Genomic DNA, 23,357 nt, shown 5'->3' on the forward strand with positions numbered 1-23,357 from the left:
CGCGGCCACGAGAGGTCAGCCGGACGAGGAACCCCGTCGCTCGCGCGCGGCCCGGTCAGCCGCGTCGGGTGGGTCCGCCGGTGAGTGCGCGCCGGACGCGTCCTCCGGGGCGGGCGGTTCGACCGCCTCGGGCGCGCCGGACGCGTCGTCCGGGGCCGCTGCCTCGGTACGAGCCGACCGGGCGGACGCCCCACCGCCCCCGTCGCCGAGCACGAGGCGGCGCAGCCACCGGGGCTCGGCCAGGATCCCGTCGAACGGCAGCTTGTCGCACACGACCCTGAGCAGCACTGGGACACCTACCGCGTACACGAGGAGAAGGAGGACGACGACTCCGGGTCGGGGCTCGGCGAAGGCGCGAGCCGGGCCCTCCACCAGCCATAGCCCCACAAGCAACAAGGGCATGTGGGCCACGTAGATCGGAAGGGTACGCCGCCCCAGCCAACTCCACAGCGCGAACCCTGGTATCCGTGAAAGTCCGATACCTACGAGTGCGACAGCCGTTAGGCCGAGTAGCGCCAGCAGTACGACGTCGGTCCGGTTGTTCGTTAGGACTAGGTCGAACTCGTTACGAGCGATTGCAAGGGGAATGAAGCAGAGCGCCGAGATCGCGCCCAGCACGACCAGCCACCGCTGCCGTACGCGAAGGGCAGGGGCGACGAGGAAGCCGATGAGGAAGAACGGCGCGTAGGTGAAGAGCGGCACCGTTTGCCTGCCGAGGTTCGGGAGTTCCGGGCTCAACAACATCGCCAACGCAACGGCAACGATCAGCACGGGGTAGGAACGCAGGAGTCGCGCCATCAGCGTCATGACGGCAAGTGCCCAGATGAACCACAAGTAGTCCTCAGGCAGCAGCGCTTGCTCGAGTGCCCACGCCGCCACCCCGTCCGGCAACGTCGTCGCGACCGAGAAGCGCCAGCTCCGCACTACGAGTTCGACGAGTAGCCAGACCCCCAAGACCCACGCCATGGGAACGATGCGTGTGCCTATCACCGTCCGCCAGCTTCGCGAGGCAGCATGGAGAAATAGGGCACCAGAGAGCGCGAACAGAGCAGGGATACGGATGGCCTGCGCCACCCGCACCGCAGGCTCCAACTCAGGGAACGGCATACCCCCCATACGCATGAAGTAGAGAGTGTGCCCAAGCACGACGAGAACAACGAGAAATCCACGCGCGGCATCGATCCACGCGACGCGGCCACGGCTGGGCTGTGCGGACTCGTCGCCGGGGCTCACGCGACGACCACGGTGCGCACGTCGTCGGGCCGCATCCAATGGTGGGGGTCGGCGATTCTCCGCCACACACACCGGATGCCAAGGCTCATCCCGTCGAGGCTACCGGAAACCGCCCGACGCTCCGGTGCCCACTTCTCCTCGGCTTGTTTCGCTCTGCGCGGGTACCCGTGCTCGAGGAAGAACTCCCCTCCCGAGGTCCTGCGCCGTGCGGACATGACCGAGACCATGGTCGCCGATCGCTACCGGCACGGAGGACCCATGACGTACGACGCCGCAGGACCACCCGATGGACCGCCCCGGGGCACCCCGTCGCAGGGCACCCCGCCGCGGGGCACCCCGCCGCAGACCGGCGTACACGTGCCGCACCCGCGCGGCGAGGTGATCACCGGCCTCGCCGTCGACTCCTCCACCGCCACGACACGCCTCGTCGGCTACGGCGTCGGCGTGGTGGTGGGGCTCGTGATCGCCGGGTACCACGGCGTCCAGCTCGTCCGCGCGCTCGGGTCGGGCGACGCGCAGACCTCCGACTACGTGACTCCGCTCGGCCTGTCCGTCGTCGGACTCGGCGTGATCGCCGTCTTCGGCATCGCGATCGGGCAGGTCGTGCGGGGTCGCCGCGAGGGCGACGACGCGATCGACCTGCTCGTCACGCCGTCCGGCGTCGTCGGTCCCGGCGGGCTCGGGATCCCGTGGGACGAGATGCACCAGGTCGTGGTCGACGCGCTCCCGCTCGGCACCGGGTCCACCCTCGTGCAGCGGATCTCGACGATGTCCCGGGAGCGGGCGATCCGGCGCCCCGACCGCGACATGACCGCCCGCGAGTACAAGCGCAGGGTGCGGAGCCACGAGCAGGCGGTCGCGCGCCGCACCCCGGTCCTCGTCGTAGTCGAGCTGCGCGACCCGTCGGGCGTCCTCGCGCGCGCCGCCACCGAGCGACAGCGCGGCGCCGTCGTGCCGAACCACCGCCCCCCGCACGTCCGCATCGAGCTGACCGAGCACCCCGGGGACGAGATCGCGCACGTCCTCACGGCCCTCGATCAGCAGCTCGGCGAGCACGGCCTGCTCCTCCACCGGCGCTGACGTGCCGCAGCGCGAGACGCGCGAGCCGTACCCGGCCTCGCGACCGCACCCGGGGCCGCAGCCGCACGGTCCGCAGCCCTACGACACCCCCGCGGTCGGCCGAGGCCACGTCGTCGCGGGCCTGGGCGCGAACCGGAAGGAGGCCGGCGAACGGATCACCATCTACTGCGTCCTCCTGGTCGCCGTCGCTGCGCTCGCCGTCTGGCTCGTCGTCGGCCTCGTCGACTCCCTCACCCCGGAGCGCGTCGGTCCCCTCCAGGTCGAGATGCCGTGGTCCCCGATCCCGACGGCGATCATCTCTGTCGTCCTCGTCCACGTCCTCGGCGCGATCGGGGTCCTCGTCGTCGGCATCGTCCAGCAGGACCGGCGGCGCACGTCCGGCGACGAGGCGATCCAGCTCCTCGTCACCACGGCCGGCCTCACCGGGCCGGGCGGGCTCGACATCCCCTGGGACGAGATCCGGGGCGTGCGCGTCGGCCCGCTCCCGATCGCCCACGGAGCCGACGCCGTCGAGATCGGTGGCATCTGGCTCCTCTCGAGCCTCGGTCGCACGAGGCGACAGGGGCAGTACCTCGCGGGCCGGGCCGCCGGGCACTCGGTCCGCTCCCGCCCACCGGTGCTCGTGCTCATCGACCTCGTCACGCCCGCCGGCGTCATCGAGCGGGCCGTCACGGACCGGCAGCGCCGCGCGGTCCACGTCGCCGGACTCACGTCGCACGTGCGGGTCGAGCTGACGGACCAGCCGGCCGACCGCCTCGAGTTCGTCGTCCGCGTCCTCGCCGAGGAGCTGGGCCGCCGCGGGCGCGGGCTGTACCAGCTCTGACGGACCTGGCCCGGACACGTCCCGTGCACGGACGACGGCCCCGGACCTGGGAAGGTCCGGGGCCGTCGTTCAACGCGATCGGTCGAGCAGCACCGTCAGTCGAGCAGCGCGAGCGCCGTCGGCGAGTCCGTCGCCGACAGGGCGAGGTCCTCGAACTCGTTGACGCCGTCGAGCTGGACACCCATCGCGATGTTCGTGACGCGCTCGAGGATGACCTCGACGACGACGGGCACCCGCGACTCCTGCGCCATCGCGCGGGCCTTGGTGAACGAGGACTCGAGGTCCTCCGGGTCGGTCACGCGCAGGGCCTTGCAGCCGAGGCCCTCGGCCACCTTGACGTGGTCGACCCCGTACTCGGCGACCTCGGTCGAGTTGATGTTCTCGAACGCGAGGGACACGTGGTAGTCCATGTCGAACGCGCGCTGCGACTGCCGGATGAGCCCGAGGTAGGCGTTGTTGACGACCACGTGGACGTACGGCAGGTGGTGCTGCGCGCCGACCGCGAGCTCCTCGAGCATGAACTGGAAGTCGTAGTCCCCGGACAGGGCGACGACGTTCGCGTCCGGCAGGGCGGCGGCGACGCCGAGCGCGGCGGGCCCCGTCCAGCCGAGCGGCCCGGCCTGGCCGGCGTTGATCCAGTGCCGCGAGGCATAGGTGTGGAGGAACTGGGCGCCGGCGATCTGCGAGAGGCCGATCGTCGTCACGTAGACCGTGTCCCGGTCGAACGCCCGGTTCATCTCCTGGTAGACGCGCTGCGGCTTGATCGGCGTCTCCGGGAAGTTCGTCTTCCGCTGGAGGGTGCCCTTGCGGCCGCGGGTGTCGTCGGCCCAGGTCGACCAGTCGGGCACCTGCCCGGCGGCCTTGCGCTCCTTCGCCACCTCGACGGCGGTGCGCAGGAACGCCCCGGCGTCGGAGACGATGCCGTACTCGGGCGCGAACACGCGACCGATCTGGGTGGGCTCGATGTCGACGTGGATGAAGGTGCGGCCCTGGCGGTAGACGTCGAGGCCGCCGGTGTGGCGGTTGGCCCAGCGGTTGCCGATCCCGAGGACCACGTCGGACTCGAGGAACGTGGCGTTCGCGTAGCGCTGCGAGGTCTGGATGCCGACCATGCCGGAGGCGAGCGGGTGGTCGTCGGGGATCGCGCCCCAGCCCATGAGGGTGGAGACGACCGGGACGCCGAGGGTCTCGGCGAGCTCGACGAGCTCGGCCTCCGCGCCGGCGTTGACGATCCCGCCGCCCGCGATGACGATCGGTCGCTCGGCGGCGAGCAGCATGTCGAGCGCCTTGTCGACCTGCGGACGCGTGGCGGCCGGCTGCACCACGGGCAGCGGCTCGTACGTGTCGGGGTCGAACTCGATCTCGGCGAGCTGGACGTCGATCGGCAGGTCGATGAGCACCGGGCCGGGGCGGCCGGAGCGCATGAGCTGGAAGGCCTTGGCGAACACTCCCGGGACCTGGGCGGCCTCGAGGACGGTCTTCGCCATCTTCGTCACCGGCGCGGCGATCGAGGCGATGTCGACCGCCTGGAAGTCCTCCTTGTCGAGCTTCGCGACGGGCGCCTGGCCGGTGATGCACAGGATCGGCATCGAGTCGGCCCATGCGGCGTACAGCCCGGTGATCATGTCCGTGCCGGCGGGACCGGAGGTGCCGATGCAGACGCCGATGTTGCCGCGCTCGGCGCGGGTGTACCCGTCGGCCATGTGCGAGGCACCCTCGACGTGGCGGGCGAGGACGTGGTGGATGCCGCCGTGCTTGCGCATGGCGTCGTAGAAGGGGTTGATGGCGGCGCCCGGGAGGCCGAACGCGTGGGTCGCGTTCTCCTTCTCGAGGATGGCCACCGCGGCGTCGACCGCGCGCATTCGAGGCATGTCGATCTCCTAGGGGGTTCGGTGGGTCACTCGCGCCCGGACAGGCGGGCGATGGTCTGGAAGAGGCCGGAGTGGTCGAGCGAGCCGTCCCCGGTGGCGAGCGCGGCGGCCATGAGCTGACCGACGAGCGCGCCGACGGGGGCGACGACGCCCTCCTCGCGCGCGGCCGACGTGAAGATGCCGAGGTCCTTGTGGTGCAGCTCGATCCGGAAGCCCGGGTCGAAGGACCGGTCGAGGATCTTCTGCGCCTTCTGGTCGAGCACCTTGGACCCGGCGAGACCGCCGCCGAGGACCTCGATCGCGGCCGAGGTGTCGACGCCGTACGCCTCGAGGAACACGACCGCCTCGGCCAGCAGCGCGATGTTGCCGGCGACGATCAGCTGGTTCGCGGCCTTGACGGTCTGCCCGGAGCCGGACGGGCCGACGTGGACGATCGTCTTGCCCACGACGTCGAAGATCTCCTTCGCCGCGGCGAAGTCCTCCTCCGCCCCGCCGACCATGATCGACAGCGCCGCGTTCTTGGCGCCGGCCTCGCCGCCGGAGACGGGTGCGTCGAGCAGGCGGATGCCCTTCTCCTTCGCCTCCTCGGCGAGCTCGACGGTGACGTCGGGCCGGATCGAGGAGAAGTCGATGACGAGCGTGCCCTGCGCGGCGTTCGCGTACACGCCGTCCTCGCCGGTGAGGACGTCGCGCACGTCCGGGGAGTCCGGAACCATGACGGCGACGACGTCGGCGCCGGTCACGGCCTCCGCCACTGAGGAGGCGGCGATGCCTCCCGCCTCGACGAGGGGGGCGGTCTTGTCGGGCGTGCGGTTGTAGCCCCGCACGGTGTGCCCGGCGTTCTGCAGGTGGACGGCCATCGGGCTGCCCATGATGCCGAGGCCGATGAAGGCGATGGTGCTCATTGGTCGGTCCCCAATCTGTGAGGTGGTCGTGAGGGTCAGGCGGAGCGCTGCTCGCGCGGGAGCCAGGCGAACGGGTCGGCGTCGGCGGTCTTGTACTCGAGCCCGACGGGGCCCGTGTAGCCGGTCGCCCGGACGTCGTCGATCCAGCGGGTGATCGGCAGGTCGCCGCTGCCGGGCGCGCCGCGCCCGGGGGCGTCGGCGATCTGCACGTGAGCGATCCGGTCGGCGTAGGCCGCGATGTCGGCGTCGACGTCGGAGCCGTTGACGGCCAGGTGGTACACGTCGAGCAGGAGGCCGAGGTTCGTGGCACCGTGCTCGTCCCGCACCCGGTCGAGGACCCCGACGACGTCGGCAGAGGTCTTCAGCGGGTAGGCGTCGGCCCCGGAGACGGGCTCGAGGAGGATCGTGCCGCCGATGCGGTCGACCGCCTGGGCGGCGAGCGCGAGGTTCTCGGCGCCGAGGGCGTCCTGCTCGGCCGGGTCCACGCCGTCGACGCGCTTGCCGTAGAGCGCGTTGAAGGCGCGGCAGCCGGTGCGCTCGCCGATCGCGGTGACGACGTCGAGGTTCGCGCGCAGCTCGGCGGAGCGCTCGGGCCACGAGATCAGGCCGCGGTCGCCGCCGGGCATGTCGCCCGCGTTGAGGTTGAGGCCGGTCAGCTGGACGCCGGCGTCGTCGATCGCCTTGAGGAGCGCGTCGATCTCGTCCTGCTCCGGCGTCGAGGTCGGGAAGTGCCACCACAGCTCGATGCCGTCGAAGCCTGCCGCAGCCGCGGCCGCAGGGCGCTCGAGGAGCGGGAGGTCGGTGAGCAGGATCGAGCAGTTGACGGTGTAGAGGACGTCGTCGGCCATCAGGTTCCTTTTCCGCTTTGTGGATGTTTCCTTCCTGATGTCGAAAACATTAGCAGCGGCGCCGGGAGGGGTCAACAGACCGGTCAGCACACGACGACGGCCGGGACCCGTCGCGGGTCCCGGCCGTTCGCGGCACTGCGGTCGGGGTACCGATCGCCACGACGCACGTCATCCGGCGGCGCCGACCGCCCCGAGCCCGTCGGCGATCTCCTGGGCGGCCCGGCGCAGGAGGGGTACCGCCCGCGCGCCGAACGCGTCGTCGACCCGCGAGCTCGGGCCGGAGACCGAGATCCCGGTGCGCACGGGCGTCCCGGGCACGGCCATCGCATAGCAGCGCACACCGAGCTCCTGCTCCTCGTCGTCGATCGAGTAGCCGTGCGCACGCACCACCTCGAGCCGCTCGACGAGCTGTCCGAGCGTCGCGGCCGACCGCGGCGTGGGCTGGGCGATGTCCCGACCGACGAGCCGTTCGACGTCGGCGTCCGACATCGTGGCGAGGATCGCCTTGCCCACCCCGGTCGCGTGCGCGAGGGCGCGTCGTCCCACCTCGGTGAACATGCGCATCGACCGGGTCGACTGGACCTGGCCGATGTAGACGATCATCGGACCGTCGAGCGTGGCCATGTTCGCGGACTCCCCGAGCTGGTCGGCGAGGCGCTGGAGGATCGGCCGGCTCGCGACGCCGAGCTGACGGTTCGCGGCCTCCCCGAGGGGGACGAGCCGAGGCCCGAGCGCGTAGCTCCGGCTGGGCATCTGCCGGACGTGGCCGAGGGTGACCATCGTGCGCAGCAGCCGGTGGATCGTCGGCAGCGGGAGCTCGACCGTGGCCGACAGGTCGGACAGGGTCATCTCACCGCCCGCCGCCGCGATGATCTCGAGGACCCGGAACGCGCGCTCGACGGACTGGACACCGCCGCCCTGACCTGTGCTCATCGTCGGACCTCTCTCGTGCTCGTCGCTGACTCGTCCGCGGCCGCCACGGCCGCTCCCTTGTGCCCGATCGCCGCCGCTGACATGCTATCCGCAACGCGATAGCGCTTTTCCGTATCGAGGAATCTACCTCGTCTCCCGGCGCCCGGTGAGCGAGCGCCCCAGCTCCTGCCCGAGGCCGCGCAGCGCGCTCGCGCCCTGCCGCACGGACCGACCCGACGCCCGTCCGACCACCCGTCCCGACAACCGACCGACCGGCACTCCCGCCGCTCGATCGCCCATCGAAAGGACCTCCCGTGAGCCTCTCCCTCGACACCGCCCGGACCCTCGTCGCCGGCACCCTCGCGACGGCCGCCGAGCGCGGGCTCAAGCCGCTCGCCGTCGCCGTGCTCGACCAGGCCGGTCTCGTCATCGCGGCCGAGCGTCAGGACGGCACCTCCGCGCGCCGCCTCGACATCGCGCACGGCAAGGGGCACGGCGCCATCGCGCTCGGCATGGGGTCGCGGGCGATCCAGGCACGCGCCGAGCAGCAGCCCTACTTCGTCTCGGCGGCGACCGCCGCGGTGGGCGGCGCGCTCATCCCGGTCGCCGGCGGCGTGCTCGTCAAGGACGCGAACGGCACCGTGCTCGGCGCGATCGGCGTCTCGGGCGACACCTCCGACAACGACGAGGCCGCCGCCGTCGCGGCGATCGAGGCCGCGGGCCTCGTCGCGCAGGTCGACTGACCGGGCGCCCATGCGGCGTCTACCGCCCGGGCCGGCCGGCGAGCGCGTCGACGTCCGCGGCCGACGCGCCCACGGCCGTCTCGAGCTCCGCCACCGCGATGGCCCCGCAGTCGGTGCCGCGCGCGAGGAACCAGGCGAGCGCGCGTGCCGTCGCCGGCTCGTCCATCACGGCCCCATCCTCGCGCGCGAGGTAGATCCGCAGGCGCTCGGCGGCGGGCAGGAAGCCCTCCCGGTAGTAGGCGTACGTCACGGCGAACCGGCCCGGCAGGTGACCGGGGTGCATGTCCCAGCCCTGGAGGTAGCCCCGCTCGAGGGACCGCCGCACGAGGCGGCCGTGCAGCGCCCACGCCGCGCGCACCTGCTCGGCGTCGCCCACCGGCAGCACGTTCGTCGAGCCGTCGGAGAGCCGCACGCCGGTGCCGGCCGCGGCGAGCTGCATGACGGCCTTCGCGTGGTCCGCGGCCGGGTGCTCCATCGACTGGAAGCGCGCGGCGATGCCGAGCGAGGCGGAATAGTCGTAGGTGCCGTAGTGCAACCCGGTCACCCGGCCGCCGCCGGCGTGGATCATCCGGGCCACGAGCGCGGTCCCGTCGGAGCCGAGCACGGCCTGCGGGGTCTCGACCTGGATCTCGAACCGCAGGCGTCCCGCCGGCAGGTCGTGCAGGGCCTCGAGCCGCTCGCAGACGAGCACCATCGCCTCGACCTGCTCGACCGAGGTCACCTTCGGCAGCGTGAGAACGAGGCCCGCCGGCAGCTCGCCCGACCCGGCGAGCTCCCCGAGGAACAGGTCGAGGGTCCGCAGGCCGCGCGCACGCGTCGGGGCCTCGAAGCTCTTGAACCGGATGCCGACGAACGGGGTCGAGCGCCCCTCGTCCACCTCGGCGCGGACCGCACGGGCCGCCGCGAGCGCGTGCCCGTCCTCGTCGTCGCCCCGGTCCCCGTAGCCGTCCTCGAGGTCGATGCGCAGGTCCTCGATCGGCTCGCTCGCGAGCTTCGACTCGACGAGCGCGCCCACCTCCGCCCGGAGGTCCTCCCGCACACCGACGGCGTCGAGCAGCGCGGCGGTCCCACCGCCCTCCTCGACCACGGCCAGCGCCCGCTCGCCCCACTCCCCCGCGAGGCCCGCGCGGAAGCGGTCCGCGGGGACGTACACGGTGTGCACGGGCTGGCGGGTGCCGTCGTCGCCGGGGTAGGTGCGCGCCAGGTGCTCGTCGGCACCGGCGAGCATCGCGTCGACGTCGTCGTACGTGCCGGCGTCGAGGGACGGTCGAGGGCTGGTCATGCGATCGCTCCGATCGTTGGGCCGGTCGGTTCCGGCACGTGGAAGAATGCGTCGGGTCTCGGCTCCGGGTTCGCGCCCGGGCCCCGCACCACCATCCGACCGACGGCGAGGGGAACATGATGGCGAGTGGTTCCGGCGTGCAGTCGGTCGACCGGGCGATCGACCTCCTCGAGCTCCTCACGGACCTCGGCGGGGACGCCGCCCTCAGCGAGCTCGCGGCCGCCTCGGAGCTCCCGCTGCCGACGATCCACCGCCTCATGCGCACGATGGTCGACCGTGGGTACGCCCGGCAGCTGGCGTCGCGCCGCTACACCCTGGGCCCCCGCCTCATCCGCCTCGGCGAGAGCGCGGGTCGCCAGCTCGGGGCCGGCGCCCGGCCGCACCTCGAGCGGGTCGCCCGCGAGCTCGGCGAGAGCGCGAACCTCGCGATGATCGACCGCGACATGGCGGTGTACGTGGCGCAGGCGTCGTCCTCGCACTCGATGCGGATGTTCACCGAGGTCGGCCGGCGCGTGTTCTGCCACTGCACGGGCGTGGGGAAGATGGTGCTCTCCGAGCTGCCCGAGCAGACCGTGCGCGAGATCGTCGGCCGGGTCGGGATGCCCGCCGTGACCGAGAAGAGCATCGTCGACATCGACGCCCTCCTCGCCGAGCTCGACCGGGTCCGCGAGCAGGGCTGGGCGATGGACGACGGCGAGCAGGAGCTCGGCGTGCGCTGCTTCGCCGTCACGGTGCCGGGCGCCCCCACCCCGACCGCGCTCTCGGTGTCCGGCCCCGAGGCGCGCGTGACCTACGAGTTCGGCGACCGGGCGGTCCCGCTCCTGCACGAGGTCGCCACGGCCGTCGCCACCGAGCTGCTCCCGTCCGTCTGACGGGTCGGCGGAACGAGGAGGACACCCATGCCCGACGACGACGCCGCCGCGCTGCGGCCCGCCCTCGCCGAGATCGCCCGCGACCTCGCGGCCCTGGCGCCGAACGACCGGGTCCAGCTCCTCGTCGAGCTCGGTGACGAGCTGCCCGGGCTGCCGCAGCGGCTGGTCGACCACCCCGAGCTGCTCGAGGCGGTGCGGGAGTGCCAGGCCCCCGTGCACGTGCGGGCCGAGGTCGACGGGACGGGCGAGGACGCGCCGGTGACGGTCCACGTCTCGGCGGCCCCACAGGCGCCGGTCACGCGTGGCTTCGCGGGGATCGTCGTCGTCGGGCTGGCCGGGGCCACGGCGGGCGAGGTGCTCGCCGTCCCCGCGGACCTGCCCACCCGGCTCGGCCTCGAGGATGTCGTCAGCCCGCTCCGGCTGACCGGGATGGCCGGCCTCCTCGCCCGCGTGCAGCGGCAGGTCGCGGAGGCCGCCGAGCTGCACCGGTCGGCCGACGGCTGATCCCGCCCGCCCGACCGACCGGTGCCCGCTCATCGGTTGACGTCGTCCGCGCGCCTGGCCGGTCGCGCGGAGTCCTCGGCCCGGGTGAGGTGCGGCCAGGCGAGGTCGGCGTCGCTCGCGCGGTCGGCCGCACGGTCGAGCGAGGACGCGGAGCCGGACCGGCGCCCGTGCCCCAGCCTGCGCCGCGCGGAGCGCTCGGCCTGCTCGCGGGCCGCGTGCTCGGCGCGCCGACGACCGTCGAGCTGGGCGAAGTAGGCCGAGCGGCGCTCCTGCTCGTCCTCCGCGATGTTCGCGCGGGCCGTGGACCCGGCCGTGAAGACCGACGGGTCCTTCGACCGGCCCCAGCGGATCTCGTTGAACAGCAGGTTGAGGATGACGGAGACGATCGCCGCGGCGCTGATGCCCGAGTGGAAGATCATGCCGACCCACTCCGGGAACCCGGCGTAGAAGTCCGGCACCGCGATCGGGATGATGCCGAACGCCAGGGACACCGCGACGAGGGTGAGGTTGAGGTTCCCGTCGTACTTGACCTTCGACAGCGTCCGGATGCCCGAGACGGCGACGGAACCGAAGAGGACGATGCCGGCGCCGCCGAGGACCGGGTTGGGGATGGCGGCGACGACCCGGCCGAGCAGCGGCACGAGGCCGACGAGCACGAGCACGCCACCGCCCGCAGCCACCGCGAACCGGCTCTTGATGCCGGTGATCGCCACGAGCCCGACGTTCTGCGCGAAGGCCGTGATCGGGAACGTGTTGAACACGGGAGCGATGAGCGACGCACCCATGTCCGCACGCAGGCCGTCGCCGACCCGTCGGGCGTCGACCTTGGTCTCGACGATCTCACCGACGGCGAGGATGTCCGCCGTCGTCTCGGTCATCGCGATGAAGATGACGACCGTCATCGAGATGATCGCGCCGATCTCGAAGGTCGGTGCGCCGAAGTGGAACGGCGACGGGACGGCGACGACGTCGCCCTCCGGGATGCCCGAGAAGTCGGCCATCCCGACGGCGGCCGCGAAGGCCGTTCCGACGACGAGGCCGATGAGGATCGACAGCCGCGAGAACGTGCCGGTGGTGAACCGGCTGAGCACGAGGATGACGAGCAGCGTGAACATCGCGAGCCCGATGTTCTCCGGGGCACCCCAGCTCGGGCTCCCGTTGCCGCCCATCATCCAGCCGGCGGCCACCGGCAGCAGCGAGATCCCGATCGTCGCGATGATCGTGCCCGTGACGACGGGCGGGAAGAACCGCACCACCTGGGAGAAGAACGACGACACGACCAGACCGATCGCCGCCGCCACGAGGACGGCGCCGAAGATCGTCGTCACGCTGCCCCCGCCGACGACGATGGTGGTCATCGTCGAGACGGAGACGAACGAGACGCCCTGGACGAGCGGGAGCTGGGAGCCGAAGAACGGCAGGCCGATCGTCTGCACCACGGTGCCGAGCCCGCTGACGAACAGGGCGGCCGAGATGAGGATGCCCTGGTCGGTGGCGCTCATGCCGGCCGCCTGGCCGACGATGATCGGCGGCGCGATGACGCCACCGAGCATCGTCAGGACGTGCTGCAACCCGAAGAGGGTCGTCTTGCCGGCTCCGTACGTCTCGTCCTCGGGCCTCTTGCCCTTCTCGACGGCGTCGGCTGTGGTCGTACTCATGTCTCCCGGGCTCCTTCGCTCAGGTGGTGGCGGACGGAGGGGCGGGTCAGCAGAAGCCGGCGGAGGTCGCCCAGGCGCGCGGCTCGGGGGCGACGCCCTCGCGGCGCACCTCGCCCTCGATGAGCCCGTAGGGACGGTCGGCCGCGTAGAAGACCTCGCCCGGGTTGTCGAGCCCGAACGGCTCGAGGTCCACGAGGAAGTGGTGGAGGTTCGGCATGGAGAACTTGATCTCGCCGATCTCGGGGTGCGCCTCGAGCACGCGGCGGCCCATCTCGTACAGGGTCTGCTGCAGCGCGAGGCTGTGCACGTCGGCGAACGTCTCGAGCAGGATCCGGCGGACGTCGTCGTAGACGGCGTTGAAGTCGATCGACGTGTCGAGGTAGCGCCACTTGGCGGTCACCGACGTGGCGAGCACGCGGTCCGTGGTCTCGACCAGCGAGGTGAAGCGGTCGCGCGGGAACCCGTGGAACTCCGAGCCCGTCGACTTGAGGACGGCGAGGTCCTCGATGCCCGCCACCACGAAGGTGTCGGCGCCGTCGCGCTGGACGAGCGCGGTGCGGGTCTCGACGTCGGTGCGGACGAAGGAGTGGTTGTGCTCGCCGTCGGCCGAGTTGTTCGCGAGCGACGTGGGGATGTGCTCCCACGTGTGCTCCTTGACCTGCCAGCGACCGCCGGTGACCCAGTCGAACGAGCTGGTGAAGTGCTCCGCGAGGCGCAGGCCGAAGTCCTCCGGCGAGCCGATGCCGTCGCGCGCGAGGCCGAAGACCGTGTTCTTCTGCGTGTCGGTGGCCACGACCGGGCTGTTGTCGCCCTCGGTGTGCGCCACGGTGAAGTCGCCGCGGAGCTGCGAGGTCACCGAGAGGTCGGTGATGCAGTGCCGCGCCTCCTGGCGGTCGACCTTGACGAGGCGGACCTCCGCCTTGCCGTACTGGTTCTCGCCGAGGACGATGCCGCCGGTCCCGTTCGTGGTGGTGCTCTCGCTCATGCCCAGCTCCCTCGTTGGTCCTGTGCCGTCCGGATGCCGTGTCCTCGCTGCCGGTCCGCGCCTCGCGGGCCTGCGCCGCAGGGGGTGCGGCCATCCACTCTGACGTCCTTGTCGTTTTCATGAGGTGGAATAACTAATCCACCATGCGGCATCAAGTTACGACCGGGCACGGGTCGTGTCAAGAGACGCGTCACGAGGTGCGGGGCGGTGTCGGCGCGCAGAACCCCGTCGCTCACGCTACCCGCGCCGGACGGGCCACGGAGAGGTCGTGGGGTGGCCACGGAGAGGTCGCGGGGTGGCCACGGAGAGGTCGTGGGGTGGCCACGGAGAGGTCGTGGACGATTAGCGTGGCGCGCGGGCATCCTTCGACCCGGCCGCACTCTCGAGCAGGAGCACCACCATGACGACCTCCTCCGTCACACCCCTCCCCGACGACGACGAGCGCCGGCTCCGTGACGTCATCGCCCGCTCGGCGGCGGCGCGGGAGCAGGGACGGCACCCGTTCGCCGCGATCGTCGTCGGGGCCGACGGGACGGTGCTCGGTGAGGCGGTCAACAACTCGTCCGGCCCCGGCGGCGACCCGACGCAGCACGCCGAGCTCCTCGCCGCGGCCGCCGCCGCCCGGTCCGCCGGCCCCGACGGGATGCGCGGCAGCACGCTCTACACGAGCGCTGAGCCGTGCGCGATGTGCGCGGGGGCCGCGTACTGGACCGGGGTCGGTCGCGTCGTCTACGCGCTGAGCGAGTCGCGCCTGCTGACGATCACGGGCTCGCACCCCGAGAACCCGACGCTCGACCTGCCCTGCCGCGAGGTCTTCGCCCGCGGCCAGCGCGAGGTCACGGTCTCGGGCCCGCACCTCGAGGACGAGGCCGCGCAGGCGCACGAGGGGTTCTGGGTGTAGCACCACCCGCCCACCACCTCCCCACTTTCACGGATCGGAACTTCTCTTCCAGAATCTATTGCGCAACTGAGCGAGTCCCGCTAACGTCCCTGCCACCGACGCGTCGTTGTTCACGGCATGGATAACCATCGACGCGCTGCGAGTCCTCAACCGTGCCGAAGCTGCAGCCTCCGCCCTGTGCGATGCCGGCTGCGTCGAGGAGCGTGTGGCGATGACGCCGAGGCCCATCACACCTGTGCGCCGGGACGATGTCCCGGTGCTGTCATGACCATCTACCGCGCCCGGGTGCTCGACACCCCGGGGGACGCCACGAGCATCGGTCGGCCGGTCGATCTGCGGTCGGACGAGGACTGCGCGCTCGTCGTCGTCGGAGGGACGATCGTCGCCCGGACCGACTACGCGACGGCCCGCGCGGACCATCCGGACGACGACGTGGTCGACCTGCGCGACGGCATCCTCCTGCCGGGCATGGTCGACACCCACGTCCACTACCCCCAGGTTCGGGCCATCGGCGGCCTCGGCATGCCGCTGCTCGACTGGCTCGACACCTGCGCCCTGCCCGAGGAGGCCCGCCTCGCCGACCCCGCGTACGCGCAGGAGGTCGCCCGCGACTTCGTCGGTGGCCTCGTCGGTGCCGGCACCACGACCGCGCTCGTCTTCGGCTCCCACTTCGAGGGCGCGGTCGACGCTCTCTTCACGGAGGCCGAGAGCTCGGGGCTGCGCGTGACGTCGGGGCTCGTCGTCTCGGACCGCACGCTGCCCGGCGAGCTGCTGGCGGGCCCCGCCGACAGCCTCGAGGCGGGCCGTCGGCTCGCCGAGCGGTGGCACGGCAAGGGGCGGCTCCGGTACGCGGTCACCCCGCGGTTCGCCCTCTCGACCACCGACGAGATGCTCGCCGCGTGCGGGGAGCTGCTCGACGACGACCTGTGGTTCACCACCCACGTCAACGAGAACGTGCAGGAGATCGCCGACGTCCGTGAGCTGTTCCCGGACGCCCGGCACTACGTCGACACCTACGACCGGCACGGGCTCATCAACGAGCGGTCGGTGTTCGCCCACAACGTGCACCCGACCGAGCACGGGCTCGAGGTGCTCGGCGCCGCGGGGGCCGCCGTCGCGCACTGCCCCACCTCCAACGCGGCCCTCGGCAGCGGCCTCTTCCCCCTGCGCGACCACCTCGACGCCGGGGTGACCGTGGCGCTGGGTTCCGACGTCGGGGCCGGGACGGGTTTCAGCCTGCTCAAGGAGGGGCTGCAGGCCTACTTCGCGCAGCAGCTGCGCCCCGACGGCGTGCCGCTCGGCGCGCCCGACCTCCTCCACCTCGCCACGCGATCGGGCGCCACGGCGCTCGGGCTCGACGAGACGGTGGGCGACCTCTCGGTCGGCAAGCAGTTCGACGCCGTGCTGCTGCGCCCCGGCCCGCGCGGGTCGCTGCGCACCTCCCTGCGGCACGCGGCCGACCCTGCCGACGCGCTCGCCACGATCTTCGCCCTCGGCACTCCCGCCGACATCGACACCGTGTGGATCGGCGGCGACGTCGCCGCCCTCCCCCACGACTGAGCGAGGGACAGGCCCTCGCACAACCACCGCACGTCCGCAGTCCTCAGCGCGACACGAACGCCCATGGAGGCCGGCATGACCAGCAAGGACGACAAGCACGACCGCAGGACCCGCAGCGCCACCGGCACGCACCCGGAGTCACCGACGACGACGGACGCGAGCCCCGACGACGTTGAAGGCACGGCCCACGCCGCGAGACCGGCCGACGGCGCGGCCCACGCCGCGAGACCGGCCGACGACGCGGGCACGGCGACCGAGGCCGGCGCCACCGCCCGCCCCGCGGATACGGACAGCGCCACCCCCGCACCCAAGAACTGGTTCGACAAGTGGTTCGGGATCACCGCGGCGGGGTCCTCGATCCCCCGGGAGCTCCGCGCGGGTCTCGTCACGTTCCTCACGATGAGCTACATCCTCTTCGTCAACCCCGAGGTGCTCGGCGCGGCGATCGACGTGCCGAACGGCCAGGTCCAGCTCCTCATGACGACCGCGATGGCGGCCGCCATCGGCTGTCTCCTCATGGGCGTCATCGCCCGGTACCCGTTCGCCCAGGCACCGGGCATGGGGCTCAACGCCTTCTTCTCCTTCACCGTGGTGCTGGGCATGGGGGTCGAGTGGCAGACCGCCCTCGGGGCCGTGTTCATCTCCGGCATCCTCTTCGTCGTCCTCAGCGTCATCGGTGCCCGCAAGGCGATCGTCATGGCGATCCCCATGAGCATCAAGCTGGCGATCATGGCCGGCATCGGCTGCTTCCTCGCCTTCCTCGGCCTGCGCAACGCCGGGCTCGTGGTCACGGACGAGGCCACGCTCGTCACTCTCGGCGACCTCACGGCACCGGACGCGTGGATCGCCGTCGTCGGGCTCCTCGTCACGGCCGTGCTGCTGCAGCTGCGGATCAAGGGCGCGCTCCTGTGGGGCATCATCGCCTCCGCGATCATCGCCATCGTCAGCCGCGCCGAGGTCTACACCGGAGCCGACGGCAGCCCCGCGGCGTTCGGCGGCTTCTCCGACGGCATCATCGCCGCACCGGTGTGGCCCTCCGACCTCGTGGGACAGCTCGACATCGCCGGCGCCATCGGGATCGGCCTGTTCAGCGTCGTGTTCACGTTCTTCTTCGTCGACTTCTTCGACGCGACCGGGACCCTCACCGGCCTCGCGCAGAAGTCCGGGCACCTCTCGGAGAGCGGCGACATGCCGCGGGCCAAGACGGCCTTCTCGATGGACGGACTGGCCACGATGGTCGGCGCCACGCTCGGCACCTCGACCGTCAGCGCCTACGTCGAGAGCGCGTCCGGCATCCAGGACGGCGGGCGCACCGGCGTCAGCTCGTCGTTCACAGGAATCCTGTTCGCCGTCTCGATGGTGCTGTGGCCCGTCATGGGCGCCGTCCCCGGCGCCGCGACGGCACCGATCCTCATCCTCGTCGGCGCGATGATGATGGACGGGATCCGGCACATCGACTGGGACGAGATCGCCGAGGGCGTGCCCTCGTTCCTCACGATCATCGTCATGCCGCTGACCTTCTCGATCGCCAACGGCGTGAGCATCGGCGTCATCAGCTACTGCGCGATCCAGATGTTCACGGGCGGGATCCGCAAGGTCCACCCCGTGCTCTACATCGTCGCCATCCTGCTCGCCGTCAGATACATCTTCTTCGTGTAAGCGCCGGTGCCCCGGCAGGAGCACCGCGCTCCGGCCGGCGCACCGTTGACCAGCCCTGCCGCCCTCGGACCCTCACCGTCGCTGCCACTGCCACTACTTCACCCCGGAGTCACCATGACCGTCTGGCTCAAGAACCCGCTCGCCATCCACACCGGCACGTCCGACGACACCGGGGGCGGCCTCGTCATCGACCCGGAGGCCGGGACCGTCGTCGAGCTGGTCCCCACCGGAGGTTCGCCGTCGTCGGCACCGGGAACTGTGGTGGATGCCGGGTCGCACGTCGTGGTGCCGGGTCTCGTCAACACCCATCACCACTTCTACCAGACCCTCACGAGGGCCTGGGCGCCGGTCGCCGACGTCCCGCTGTTCCCGTGGCTCGTCAACCTCTACCCCGTGTGGGCGCGGCTGCACCCGCGTGCCCTCGAGCTCGCGACGACGGTGGCGATGGCCGAGCTCCTGCGCTCCGGGTGCACGACGGCGGCCGACCACCACTACATCTTCCCGGGCGGGCTCGAGGACGCGGTCGACATCCAGGTCGGCGTCACGCGCCGGCTCGGCATGCGCGCCACGCTCACGCGTGGGTCGATGACGCTCGGGAAGGAGGACGGCGGGCTGCCTCCGCAGTCCGTCGTCGAGGATCCCGACACGATCCTCGCGGACTCCCAGCGGCTCATCGACACCCACCACGAGCGCGGGGACGGCGCCCAGGTGCAGATCGCGCTCGCGCCCTGCTCCCCGTTCTCGGTGACGACGTCGATCATGCGGGACAGCGCCGAGCTCGCCGAGCGCAACGACGTCCGCCTGCACACCCACCTGGCCGAGACCGACGACGAGCAGGACTTCTGCCTCGAGCGGTTCGGCATGCGCACCGTGGACTACCTCGAGTCGGTCGGGTGGCTGACGGATCGGACGTGGCTCGCGCACGGGATCCACTTCGACGACGACGAGATCGCCCGGCTCGGCGGCGCCGGGACCGCCGTGGCGCACTGCCCGTCGTCGAACATGCGGCTCGCGTCCGGGGTCTGCCGCGGCGTCGAGCTCGAGGACGCCGGCGTCCCGCTCGGGGTCGGGGTCGACGGGTCGGCGTCCAACGACGGGTCCAACATGATCACCGAGGTCCGCCAGGCCATGTATCTGCAGCGGTTGCAGTACGGGGCCGAGAAGGTGACGGTGCGCCGGGCCATCGACTGGGCCACGCAGGGGTCGGCCCGCGCGCTCGGGCGCACCGACATCGGTGTGCTCGCGCCCGGCAAGCAGGCGGATCTCGCCATGTTCCGGCAGGACGACCTCCAGTTCTCCGGGAGCCACGACCCGCTGTCCGCACTCCTGCTGTGCGGGACCGAGCGGGCCGACCGGGTGATGGTCGGTGGACAGTGGCGCGTCGAGGACGGTCAGGTGCTCGGGCTCGACGTCGCCGAGCTGGTCGCCGAGCACTCCGCTGTTGCGAAGAAGCTGGTCGCGGGCTGAGTAGCGCACAGGCTGAGGAACGCACAGGTTGTCCAGCAGCGGAACAGCGAGGCATCGGGGCAGCCGCCCTCCACCACCAGACCACCGGGCTCGACCGCCACCACCACCGCCGGCTGCCCCGCACGCGTCGCTGCCACAGCTCGAACGGTGAGATCTGTGCCCAGGATTCTTCGAGCTCGGCCTCGGGCGCGAGTAATCAGTAGTCAGTAGTCAGAAGTCAGCCCGTCGGAATGGGGCCACGTTCGTCGTGGGGCGCGAGCAGTCATCCCTATGCGTAGGGATCGTCGAGCTCGTCGCAGGGGTCGGCATCTGGTGGCGGATCGCCGCCCTCCGCCGCGGACCCTCGCCGCGTTCTCGGCCGCCTGTCGTTCCCGGCGCCGTTCCTGTTGAGCGATACGCCTTCGGGAGGTGGCCCGGGATCTGCCAGGTGTGTCGGGGCGGCGACGTACGTGTGGCCCGTCGGGGTCGTGACCGTCAGGGACGTCGCGTCAGCCTGATGGGTCCAGCCCGCCTGCTCCTTGATGAGATTGCATCTCTTGCACAGCCCTGACGCGTTCTCGAACCTCGTCTGCCCACCGTCGGCCCACCGCATCGCGTGGTCGATGTCGCGGATCGGTGCCCCGCACCACGGGTTGCGACAGTCGTCGTCCCGAAGCAGAACCATCCGTCGCAACCTGTTGCTGAAGGTGCGAGACCGGGCATCCATCTTCGTGATCAGCCCGGTGGTCGGCTCGGTCCAGATCCGCCGGAGCTCGACGTCGTTGGCCTGCGTCTCGTTGAGCATGCCGCGAGCCACGAACGCGGGGATCGGCCCCTGGCCAGGCACCCACGCCGGGTCGTCCCCGCCGAGCAGGGTCTCGTCCGTCATCACCAGCGTGAGGTCGACATCCCGGGGTTCGGAGAGCCCGACGCCCGTCACGCGTTCGACGAACAGGTCCGCCACCAGCTGCGAACGCGACCTGCCATCCGCGCCGACCGGCCGACCGACCGACGCGAGGTCAGCGGCAGGCCCAGAGCCAGAGGGGCCGCCGGGACCGGAGGCAGAACCAGAAACGTCGGGAGGCGCGGATGCTGAGGAAGAAGAGAGCACGGCGCCTGGCTCGATGTGGCCAAGCGTCGTGATCTCCCCCGTGGTCAGGTTGATCGAGGCGCTCGGCTCAACCTTGGCCGCATCCGTCGGGAACGTCTCGACGGCGGAACCATCACCGTTGCCGTTGCCGTTGCCGTTGCCGTTGCCGTTGCCGTTGCCGTTGCCGTTGCCGATCATCCCGGCGCTCGCTGCATTCCCTGTGAGAATCCGGTCGGCCTCGTCCATGAGCGAGTCGTAGACGCGCCGCGCCTGGGAGACCGGGAGATGGGCGGTGAGGAAGCACATCCCCGGCTCGGTCGCAGGCCGAATCGTCACCCGCCGCGTCTTCTCGGCCTCCGTGGCACGGCGCGTCGCGGCCTCCGCGTCGAGCCGCTGGGCGATCCGCTTGGCCCGGTGGGAGACCTGCCGATCGCTCAGTCCGCCCAGGACCGGCGCGAGCTCCTCGTCCACCGTCCGGCGATCGGCCTGACCGAGCTCACGCACCTCGTTGACGAGGAGGTGAGCCCGCGACTCCGACAGCTCGCCGGACTCCATGAGGTCCAGGGCGTAGGGCATGTCGCGCACGACGACCTGAGCCGCGGACAGCCGACGCTGGCCCGACGACGCGGACTCGCGCCGGGCAAGCGCGATCTCGTCCGCGACACCGATCCCCTGGCGGGCCTTCGGCACCCCGTTGATGCCTTCGCGGGTGCATCGCAGGACGTCGAACATGGCCGTCGCTCGCATCTGGGCCGCTGCTGCCGCGGACTTGAGGCCTTCGGCTGCGGCGATGATGTCGATCGCGTCCGGTTCGGCCGTGACCTGGATGTCCGCCAGAGCCTCGGTCACGAAGCGCATGCCTTCGGCCGTCTTCAGGACGTGCCTGATCATGTCTCGCTCCACGTCCGCCCAGAACCTGGTCTCCACCGTCTTCACCCCCGCCCGCCACATCGCGGCCACTCGCATCGAACTGTTGTTCGATTGGCTCTCAGTTTATCGCGACGGATGGTGATCAAACAAGACCAATCGACATATCTGTGGACGCACAGGCATCAGATGTACCTGTGGACCCGGGTCGATGCGGACGGCGTCACGGACACGGGCGACTCAGCAGGGCTTCCGCTCGGGGCCCGGCTCGGTCGCCGGACGACTCTGTGACCTGGTGACGCGCTGACTCGGTGACGCACAGCGTCACTGAGGGGTGACTCGGCGACTCGGTGACTCGGTAACTCGCAGCGTCGTTGGGGGGGTGACTCGGCGCCCCGGTCACCCGGTGACCCGGTCACCCGGTCACCCGGTCACCCGGTGACCCGGTGAGCCTGTGAGCCTGTGAGCCTGTGAGCCGGTGACGCGCAACGCCGGTGGGCGTGGCAGGGCGGTCGGCGACCGCGCGGAACGGCGCTCCTGCCGGGCGCGCGGTCCATATGGGCGTGCGGCCCAGACGGACGGTAGCGCCGGCAGTAGGCAGCACCTGCGCAAGTGGTCGAGCAGCGCCTGCACGAGCAGAGGGCAGCACCGGCGGGAGGACGCACACGTCGACGAGCGCGACGAGCCCGACGAGGGACGAGGAGGGACGACGAGGGACGAGGAGGGACGACGAGCGCGACGAGCGCGACGAGCCCGACGAGGGACGAGGAGGGACGACGAGGGACGAGGAGGGACGACGAGCGCGACGAGCGCGACGAGCGCGACGAGCGCGACGAGCGCGATCGCACCACAGCTCACCGAGGCAGCCACGAGCCGGGACGAGCCCGTCGGGTCCGATCGGGACCGCAGATCTCGGCCTGTCCGCGTCGCTGACGGCCACCGCTCAACGGCGCACGCGGAACTGCGTGGAGCACGACCGGCACCGTCGGACGACAGGCGGGTGCCGGGCGGGGCGCGGCGCCGGTGTTCAGGGTGCGGTGTGCGTCGTGCCGCGCGCGGCGGCCGGGCGCGGGGGCAGTGCCCCAAGCGCACCGCCGCGAGGCAGCCTGACCGAGCAGTCGGTGCGAGCTCCCCGGACCAGGTGCGAAAGTCAGCGCGCCGGTTCGGCACCCACCACGCGGCCGACACGAGCGCCGGCAGCACCAGCACCAGCACCGGCACCAGCACCAGCACCAGCACCAGCACCAGCACCAGCCTGCGCCCCGGCCGACGACCACTCGGACGGCACGACCGTCCCACTCCCCCAGCCGCGCGCGATCTCGGCGCCCTCGAGGATCTGCACGAGCGACGCGGCAGCACTGATCGCGATCACCTCGGGAGTCTTCCCTGTGATCCCGGGAATCCCGACGGGGCTGTGGATCGACTCGATGGCCTCACCGGAATGCCCGGCGTCGGCGAGGCGCTTGCGGAACCGCAGCCACTTGGCGCGCGACCCGATGAGGCCCACGCTCCCGAGGTCGCCGCGAGTGATCGCGGCGTCGCAGAGGAACAGGTCCTCGGAGTGGTCGTGGCTCATGATCATCACGTGGGTGCGGGCGGGCAGCCCGCGCAGGACCACCTCGGGCGCGGGCGCGTGGTGCCGGTGCACGGTGGCGTTCCCGACGACGTCGGCGAGCCGCTCGGCGTCGACCATCTCCGCCCGGCTGTCCACCAGGTGGAGCGAGATCGGCAGCCGCGCGAGGATCCGACCCAGCTCGAGCCCGACGTGCCCGAGCCCGAACACGGCGATCGACGGCCGCGCACCGAACGGTTCGAGCAGCACCGTGACGTCGCCGCCGCAGCACTGCGTGCCGTGCGTGTTGTCGGCGTGCTCGTTGAGCCCGAACGACATCTGCTCCGGCGACGTCCCACCCTCGACGATCACCGCGCGCGCACGCTCGACGACGCTCGCCTCGAGGTTCCCCCCACCGACGCTCCCCCACGTCTCGTCGGCGCCGACCACCATCTTCGCCCCGGCCTCCCGCGGCGCGTGGCCGCGCACGGTGAGGACGGTGGCGAGCACGCCCGGACGCGACTCCTCACGGAGGCGCTGCAGGGCGGCGAGCCAGTCCATCACGC

At 71.7% G+C, this 23,357-nt stretch carries 19 protein-coding genes; 9 read left to right on the forward strand and 10 right to left on the reverse strand.

Annotated elements, in window-relative coordinates:
• Positions 1 to 15: 15 nt before the first annotated feature.
• Complete coding sequence (locus ACPYO6_RS09545) at positions 16 to 1,233, reverse strand: acyltransferase family protein (RefSeq protein ID WP_425714624.1); 1,218 nt, start codon at positions 1,231 to 1,233, stop codon at positions 16 to 18.
• 258 nt (positions 1,234 to 1,491) lie between these two features.
• Here ACPYO6_RS09545 and ACPYO6_RS09550 point away from each other — a divergent pair, with 258 nt between their 5' ends.
• Together ACPYO6_RS09550 and ACPYO6_RS09555 are read left to right on the forward strand one after the other, a co-directional pair.
• Positions 1,492 to 2,313, forward strand: coding sequence for a hypothetical protein (locus ACPYO6_RS09550; RefSeq protein WP_425714625.1), 822 nt, complete (start codon positions 1,492 to 1,494; stop codon positions 2,311 to 2,313).
• Between the two features lies 1 nt (position 2,314).
• The gene (locus tag ACPYO6_RS09555) at positions 2,315 to 3,136 is read left to right on the forward strand and encodes a hypothetical protein (RefSeq protein WP_425714626.1); all 822 of its coding nucleotides are present in this window, start codon (positions 2,315 to 2,317) and stop codon (positions 3,134 to 3,136) included.
• Between the two features lie 95 nt (positions 3,137 to 3,231).
• On the opposite strand, the gene gcl is transcribed toward ACPYO6_RS09555, so the two are convergent.
• The 4 genes from gcl to ACPYO6_RS09575 form a co-directional block, all read right to left on the reverse strand.
• Entirely contained in the window at positions 3,232 to 5,007 is a 1,776-nt protein-coding gene (gcl, locus tag ACPYO6_RS09560; RefSeq protein WP_425714627.1) for a glyoxylate carboligase, read from the reverse strand.
• Positions 5,008 to 5,033: 26 nt separating this feature from the next.
• The gene (locus ACPYO6_RS09565; protein WP_425714628.1) at positions 5,034 to 5,912 is read right to left on the reverse strand and encodes a 2-hydroxy-3-oxopropionate reductase; all 879 of its coding nucleotides are present in this window, start codon (positions 5,910 to 5,912) and stop codon (positions 5,034 to 5,036) included.
• Between the two features lie 35 nt (positions 5,913 to 5,947).
• On the reverse strand, positions 5,948 to 6,760 hold the full coding sequence (locus ACPYO6_RS09570) for a hydroxypyruvate isomerase family protein (RefSeq protein ID WP_425714629.1): 813 nt from the start codon (positions 6,758 to 6,760) through the stop codon (positions 5,948 to 5,950).
• 168 nt (positions 6,761 to 6,928) lie between these two features.
• Positions 6,929 to 7,693: an IclR family transcriptional regulator gene (locus tag ACPYO6_RS09575; protein ID WP_425714630.1), complete on the reverse strand. Its 765-nt coding sequence runs from the start codon at positions 7,691 to 7,693 to the stop codon at positions 6,929 to 6,931.
• 293 nt (positions 7,694 to 7,986) lie between these two features.
• Here ACPYO6_RS09575 and ACPYO6_RS09580 point away from each other — a divergent pair, with 293 nt between their 5' ends.
• Positions 7,987 to 8,415, forward strand: a complete 429-nt coding sequence (locus ACPYO6_RS09580) for a GlcG/HbpS family heme-binding protein (protein WP_425714631.1) — start codon at positions 7,987 to 7,989, stop codon at positions 8,413 to 8,415.
• Positions 8,416 to 8,434: 19 nt separating this feature from the next.
• On the opposite strand, the gene ACPYO6_RS09585 is transcribed toward ACPYO6_RS09580, so the two are convergent.
• On the reverse strand, positions 8,435 to 9,697 hold the full coding sequence (locus ACPYO6_RS09585; RefSeq protein WP_425714632.1) for a DUF6986 family protein: 1,263 nt from the start codon (positions 9,695 to 9,697) through the stop codon (positions 8,435 to 8,437).
• A 116-nt stretch (positions 9,698 to 9,813) separates the two neighbouring features.
• Here ACPYO6_RS09585 and ACPYO6_RS09590 point away from each other — a divergent pair, with 116 nt between their 5' ends.
• Both ACPYO6_RS09590 and ACPYO6_RS09595 read left to right on the forward strand, forming a co-directional pair.
• Positions 9,814 to 10,569: an IclR family transcriptional regulator gene (locus ACPYO6_RS09590; RefSeq protein ID WP_425714633.1), complete on the forward strand. Its 756-nt coding sequence runs from the start codon at positions 9,814 to 9,816 to the stop codon at positions 10,567 to 10,569.
• Positions 10,570 to 10,596: 27 nt separating this feature from the next.
• The gene (locus tag ACPYO6_RS09595; RefSeq protein WP_425714634.1) at positions 10,597 to 11,073 is read left to right on the forward strand and encodes a SufE family protein; all 477 of its coding nucleotides are present in this window, start codon (positions 10,597 to 10,599) and stop codon (positions 11,071 to 11,073) included.
• Between the two features lie 29 nt (positions 11,074 to 11,102).
• Here the strand turns inward: ACPYO6_RS09595 and ACPYO6_RS09600 are convergent, their stop codons facing one another.
• Both ACPYO6_RS09600 and pucL read right to left on the reverse strand, forming a co-directional pair.
• Positions 11,103 to 12,731 carry a solute carrier family 23 protein gene (locus ACPYO6_RS09600; RefSeq protein WP_425714635.1) on the reverse strand — a complete coding sequence of 543 codons (1,629 nt, stop codon included), beginning with the start codon at positions 12,729 to 12,731 and terminating at the stop codon, positions 11,103 to 11,105.
• 46 nt (positions 12,732 to 12,777) lie between these two features.
• Positions 12,778 to 13,716, reverse strand: a complete 939-nt coding sequence (pucL, locus tag ACPYO6_RS09605) for a factor-independent urate hydroxylase (RefSeq protein ID WP_425714636.1) — start codon at positions 13,714 to 13,716, stop codon at positions 12,778 to 12,780.
• Positions 13,717 to 14,116: 400 nt separating this feature from the next.
• Here pucL and ACPYO6_RS09610 point away from each other — a divergent pair, with 400 nt between their 5' ends.
• The 4 genes from ACPYO6_RS09610 to ACPYO6_RS09625 all read left to right on the forward strand — a co-directional run bounded on the left by ACPYO6_RS09610 (position 14,117) and on the right by ACPYO6_RS09625 (position 19,303).
• Positions 14,117 to 14,617 (forward strand): nucleoside deaminase, encoded by a 501-nt coding sequence (locus ACPYO6_RS09610; protein ID WP_425714637.1) that lies wholly within the window; start codon positions 14,117 to 14,119, stop codon positions 14,615 to 14,617.
• 264 nt (positions 14,618 to 14,881) lie between these two features.
• Positions 14,882 to 16,177, forward strand: coding sequence for a guanine deaminase (gene guaD, locus ACPYO6_RS09615; protein ID WP_425714638.1), 1,296 nt, complete (start codon positions 14,882 to 14,884; stop codon positions 16,175 to 16,177).
• 75 nt (positions 16,178 to 16,252) lie between these two features.
• A complete protein-coding gene (locus ACPYO6_RS09620; RefSeq protein WP_425714639.1) occupies positions 16,253 to 17,836 on the forward strand; it encodes an NCS2 family permease in 1,584 nt (527 codons plus the stop codon).
• A 114-nt stretch (positions 17,837 to 17,950) separates the two neighbouring features.
• On the forward strand, positions 17,951 to 19,303 hold the full coding sequence (locus ACPYO6_RS09625; protein WP_425714640.1) for an 8-oxoguanine deaminase: 1,353 nt from the start codon (positions 17,951 to 17,953) through the stop codon (positions 19,301 to 19,303).
• 268 nt (positions 19,304 to 19,571) lie between these two features.
• On the opposite strand, the gene ACPYO6_RS09630 is transcribed toward ACPYO6_RS09625, so the two are convergent.
• Together ACPYO6_RS09630 and xdhC are read right to left on the reverse strand one after the other, a co-directional pair.
• Positions 19,572 to 21,263 (reverse strand): DUF222 domain-containing protein, encoded by a 1,692-nt coding sequence (locus ACPYO6_RS09630; RefSeq protein ID WP_425714641.1) that lies wholly within the window; start codon positions 21,261 to 21,263, stop codon positions 19,572 to 19,574.
• A gap of 1,126 nt (positions 21,264 to 22,389) precedes the next feature.
• On the reverse strand, positions 22,390 to 23,352 hold the full coding sequence (xdhC, locus tag ACPYO6_RS09635) for a xanthine dehydrogenase accessory protein XdhC (protein ID WP_425714667.1): 963 nt from the start codon (positions 23,350 to 23,352) through the stop codon (positions 22,390 to 22,392).
• Positions 23,353 to 23,357 lie beyond the last annotated feature (5 nt).

Origin of the sequence: Georgenia sp. Z1344, assembly GCF_049856295.1 — a bacterium.
Lineage (GTDB): Bacteria > Actinomycetota > Actinomycetes > Actinomycetales > Actinomycetaceae > JB111.

Bases quoted from the DNA above. Each gene is read 5' to 3' on its own strand.
- ACPYO6_RS09550 (WP_425714625.1), top strand. From the start codon at position 1,492: ATGACGTACGACGCCGCAGGACCACCCGATGGACCGCCCCGGGGCACC.
- gcl (WP_425714627.1), bottom strand. From the start codon at position 5,007: ATGCCTCGAATGCGCGCGGTCGACGCCGCGGTGGCCATCCTCGAGAAG.
- ACPYO6_RS09565 (WP_425714628.1), bottom strand. From the start codon at position 5,912: ATGAGCACCATCGCCTTCATCGGCCTCGGCATCATGGGCAGCCCGATG.
- ACPYO6_RS09570 (WP_425714629.1), bottom strand. From the start codon at position 6,760: ATGGCCGACGACGTCCTCTACACCGTCAACTGCTCGATCCTGCTCACC.
- ACPYO6_RS09575 (WP_425714630.1), bottom strand. From the start codon at position 7,693: ATGAGCACAGGTCAGGGCGGCGGTGTCCAGTCCGTCGAGCGCGCGTTC.
- ACPYO6_RS09585 (WP_425714632.1), bottom strand. From the start codon at position 9,697: ATGACCAGCCCTCGACCGTCCCTCGACGCCGGCACGTACGACGACGTC.
- ACPYO6_RS09590 (WP_425714633.1), top strand. From the start codon at position 9,814: ATGATGGCGAGTGGTTCCGGCGTGCAGTCGGTCGACCGGGCGATCGAC.
- ACPYO6_RS09595 (WP_425714634.1), top strand. From the start codon at position 10,597: ATGCCCGACGACGACGCCGCCGCGCTGCGGCCCGCCCTCGCCGAGATC.
- ACPYO6_RS09600 (WP_425714635.1), bottom strand. From the start codon at position 12,731: ATGAGTACGACCACAGCCGACGCCGTCGAGAAGGGCAAGAGGCCCGAG.
- pucL (WP_425714636.1), bottom strand. From the start codon at position 13,716: ATGAGCGAGAGCACCACCACGAACGGGACCGGCGGCATCGTCCTCGGC.
- ACPYO6_RS09610 (WP_425714637.1), top strand. From the start codon at position 14,117: ATGACGACCTCCTCCGTCACACCCCTCCCCGACGACGACGAGCGCCGG.
- guaD (WP_425714638.1), top strand. From the start codon at position 14,882: ATGACCATCTACCGCGCCCGGGTGCTCGACACCCCGGGGGACGCCACG.
- ACPYO6_RS09620 (WP_425714639.1), top strand. From the start codon at position 16,253: ATGACCAGCAAGGACGACAAGCACGACCGCAGGACCCGCAGCGCCACC.
- ACPYO6_RS09625 (WP_425714640.1), top strand. From the start codon at position 17,951: ATGACCGTCTGGCTCAAGAACCCGCTCGCCATCCACACCGGCACGTCC.
- ACPYO6_RS09630 (WP_425714641.1), bottom strand. From the start codon at position 21,263: ATGATCAGGCACGTCCTGAAGACGGCCGAAGGCATGCGCTTCGTGACC.
- xdhC (WP_425714667.1), bottom strand. From the start codon at position 23,352: ATGGACTGGCTCGCCGCCCTGCAGCGCCTCCGTGAGGAGTCGCGTCCG.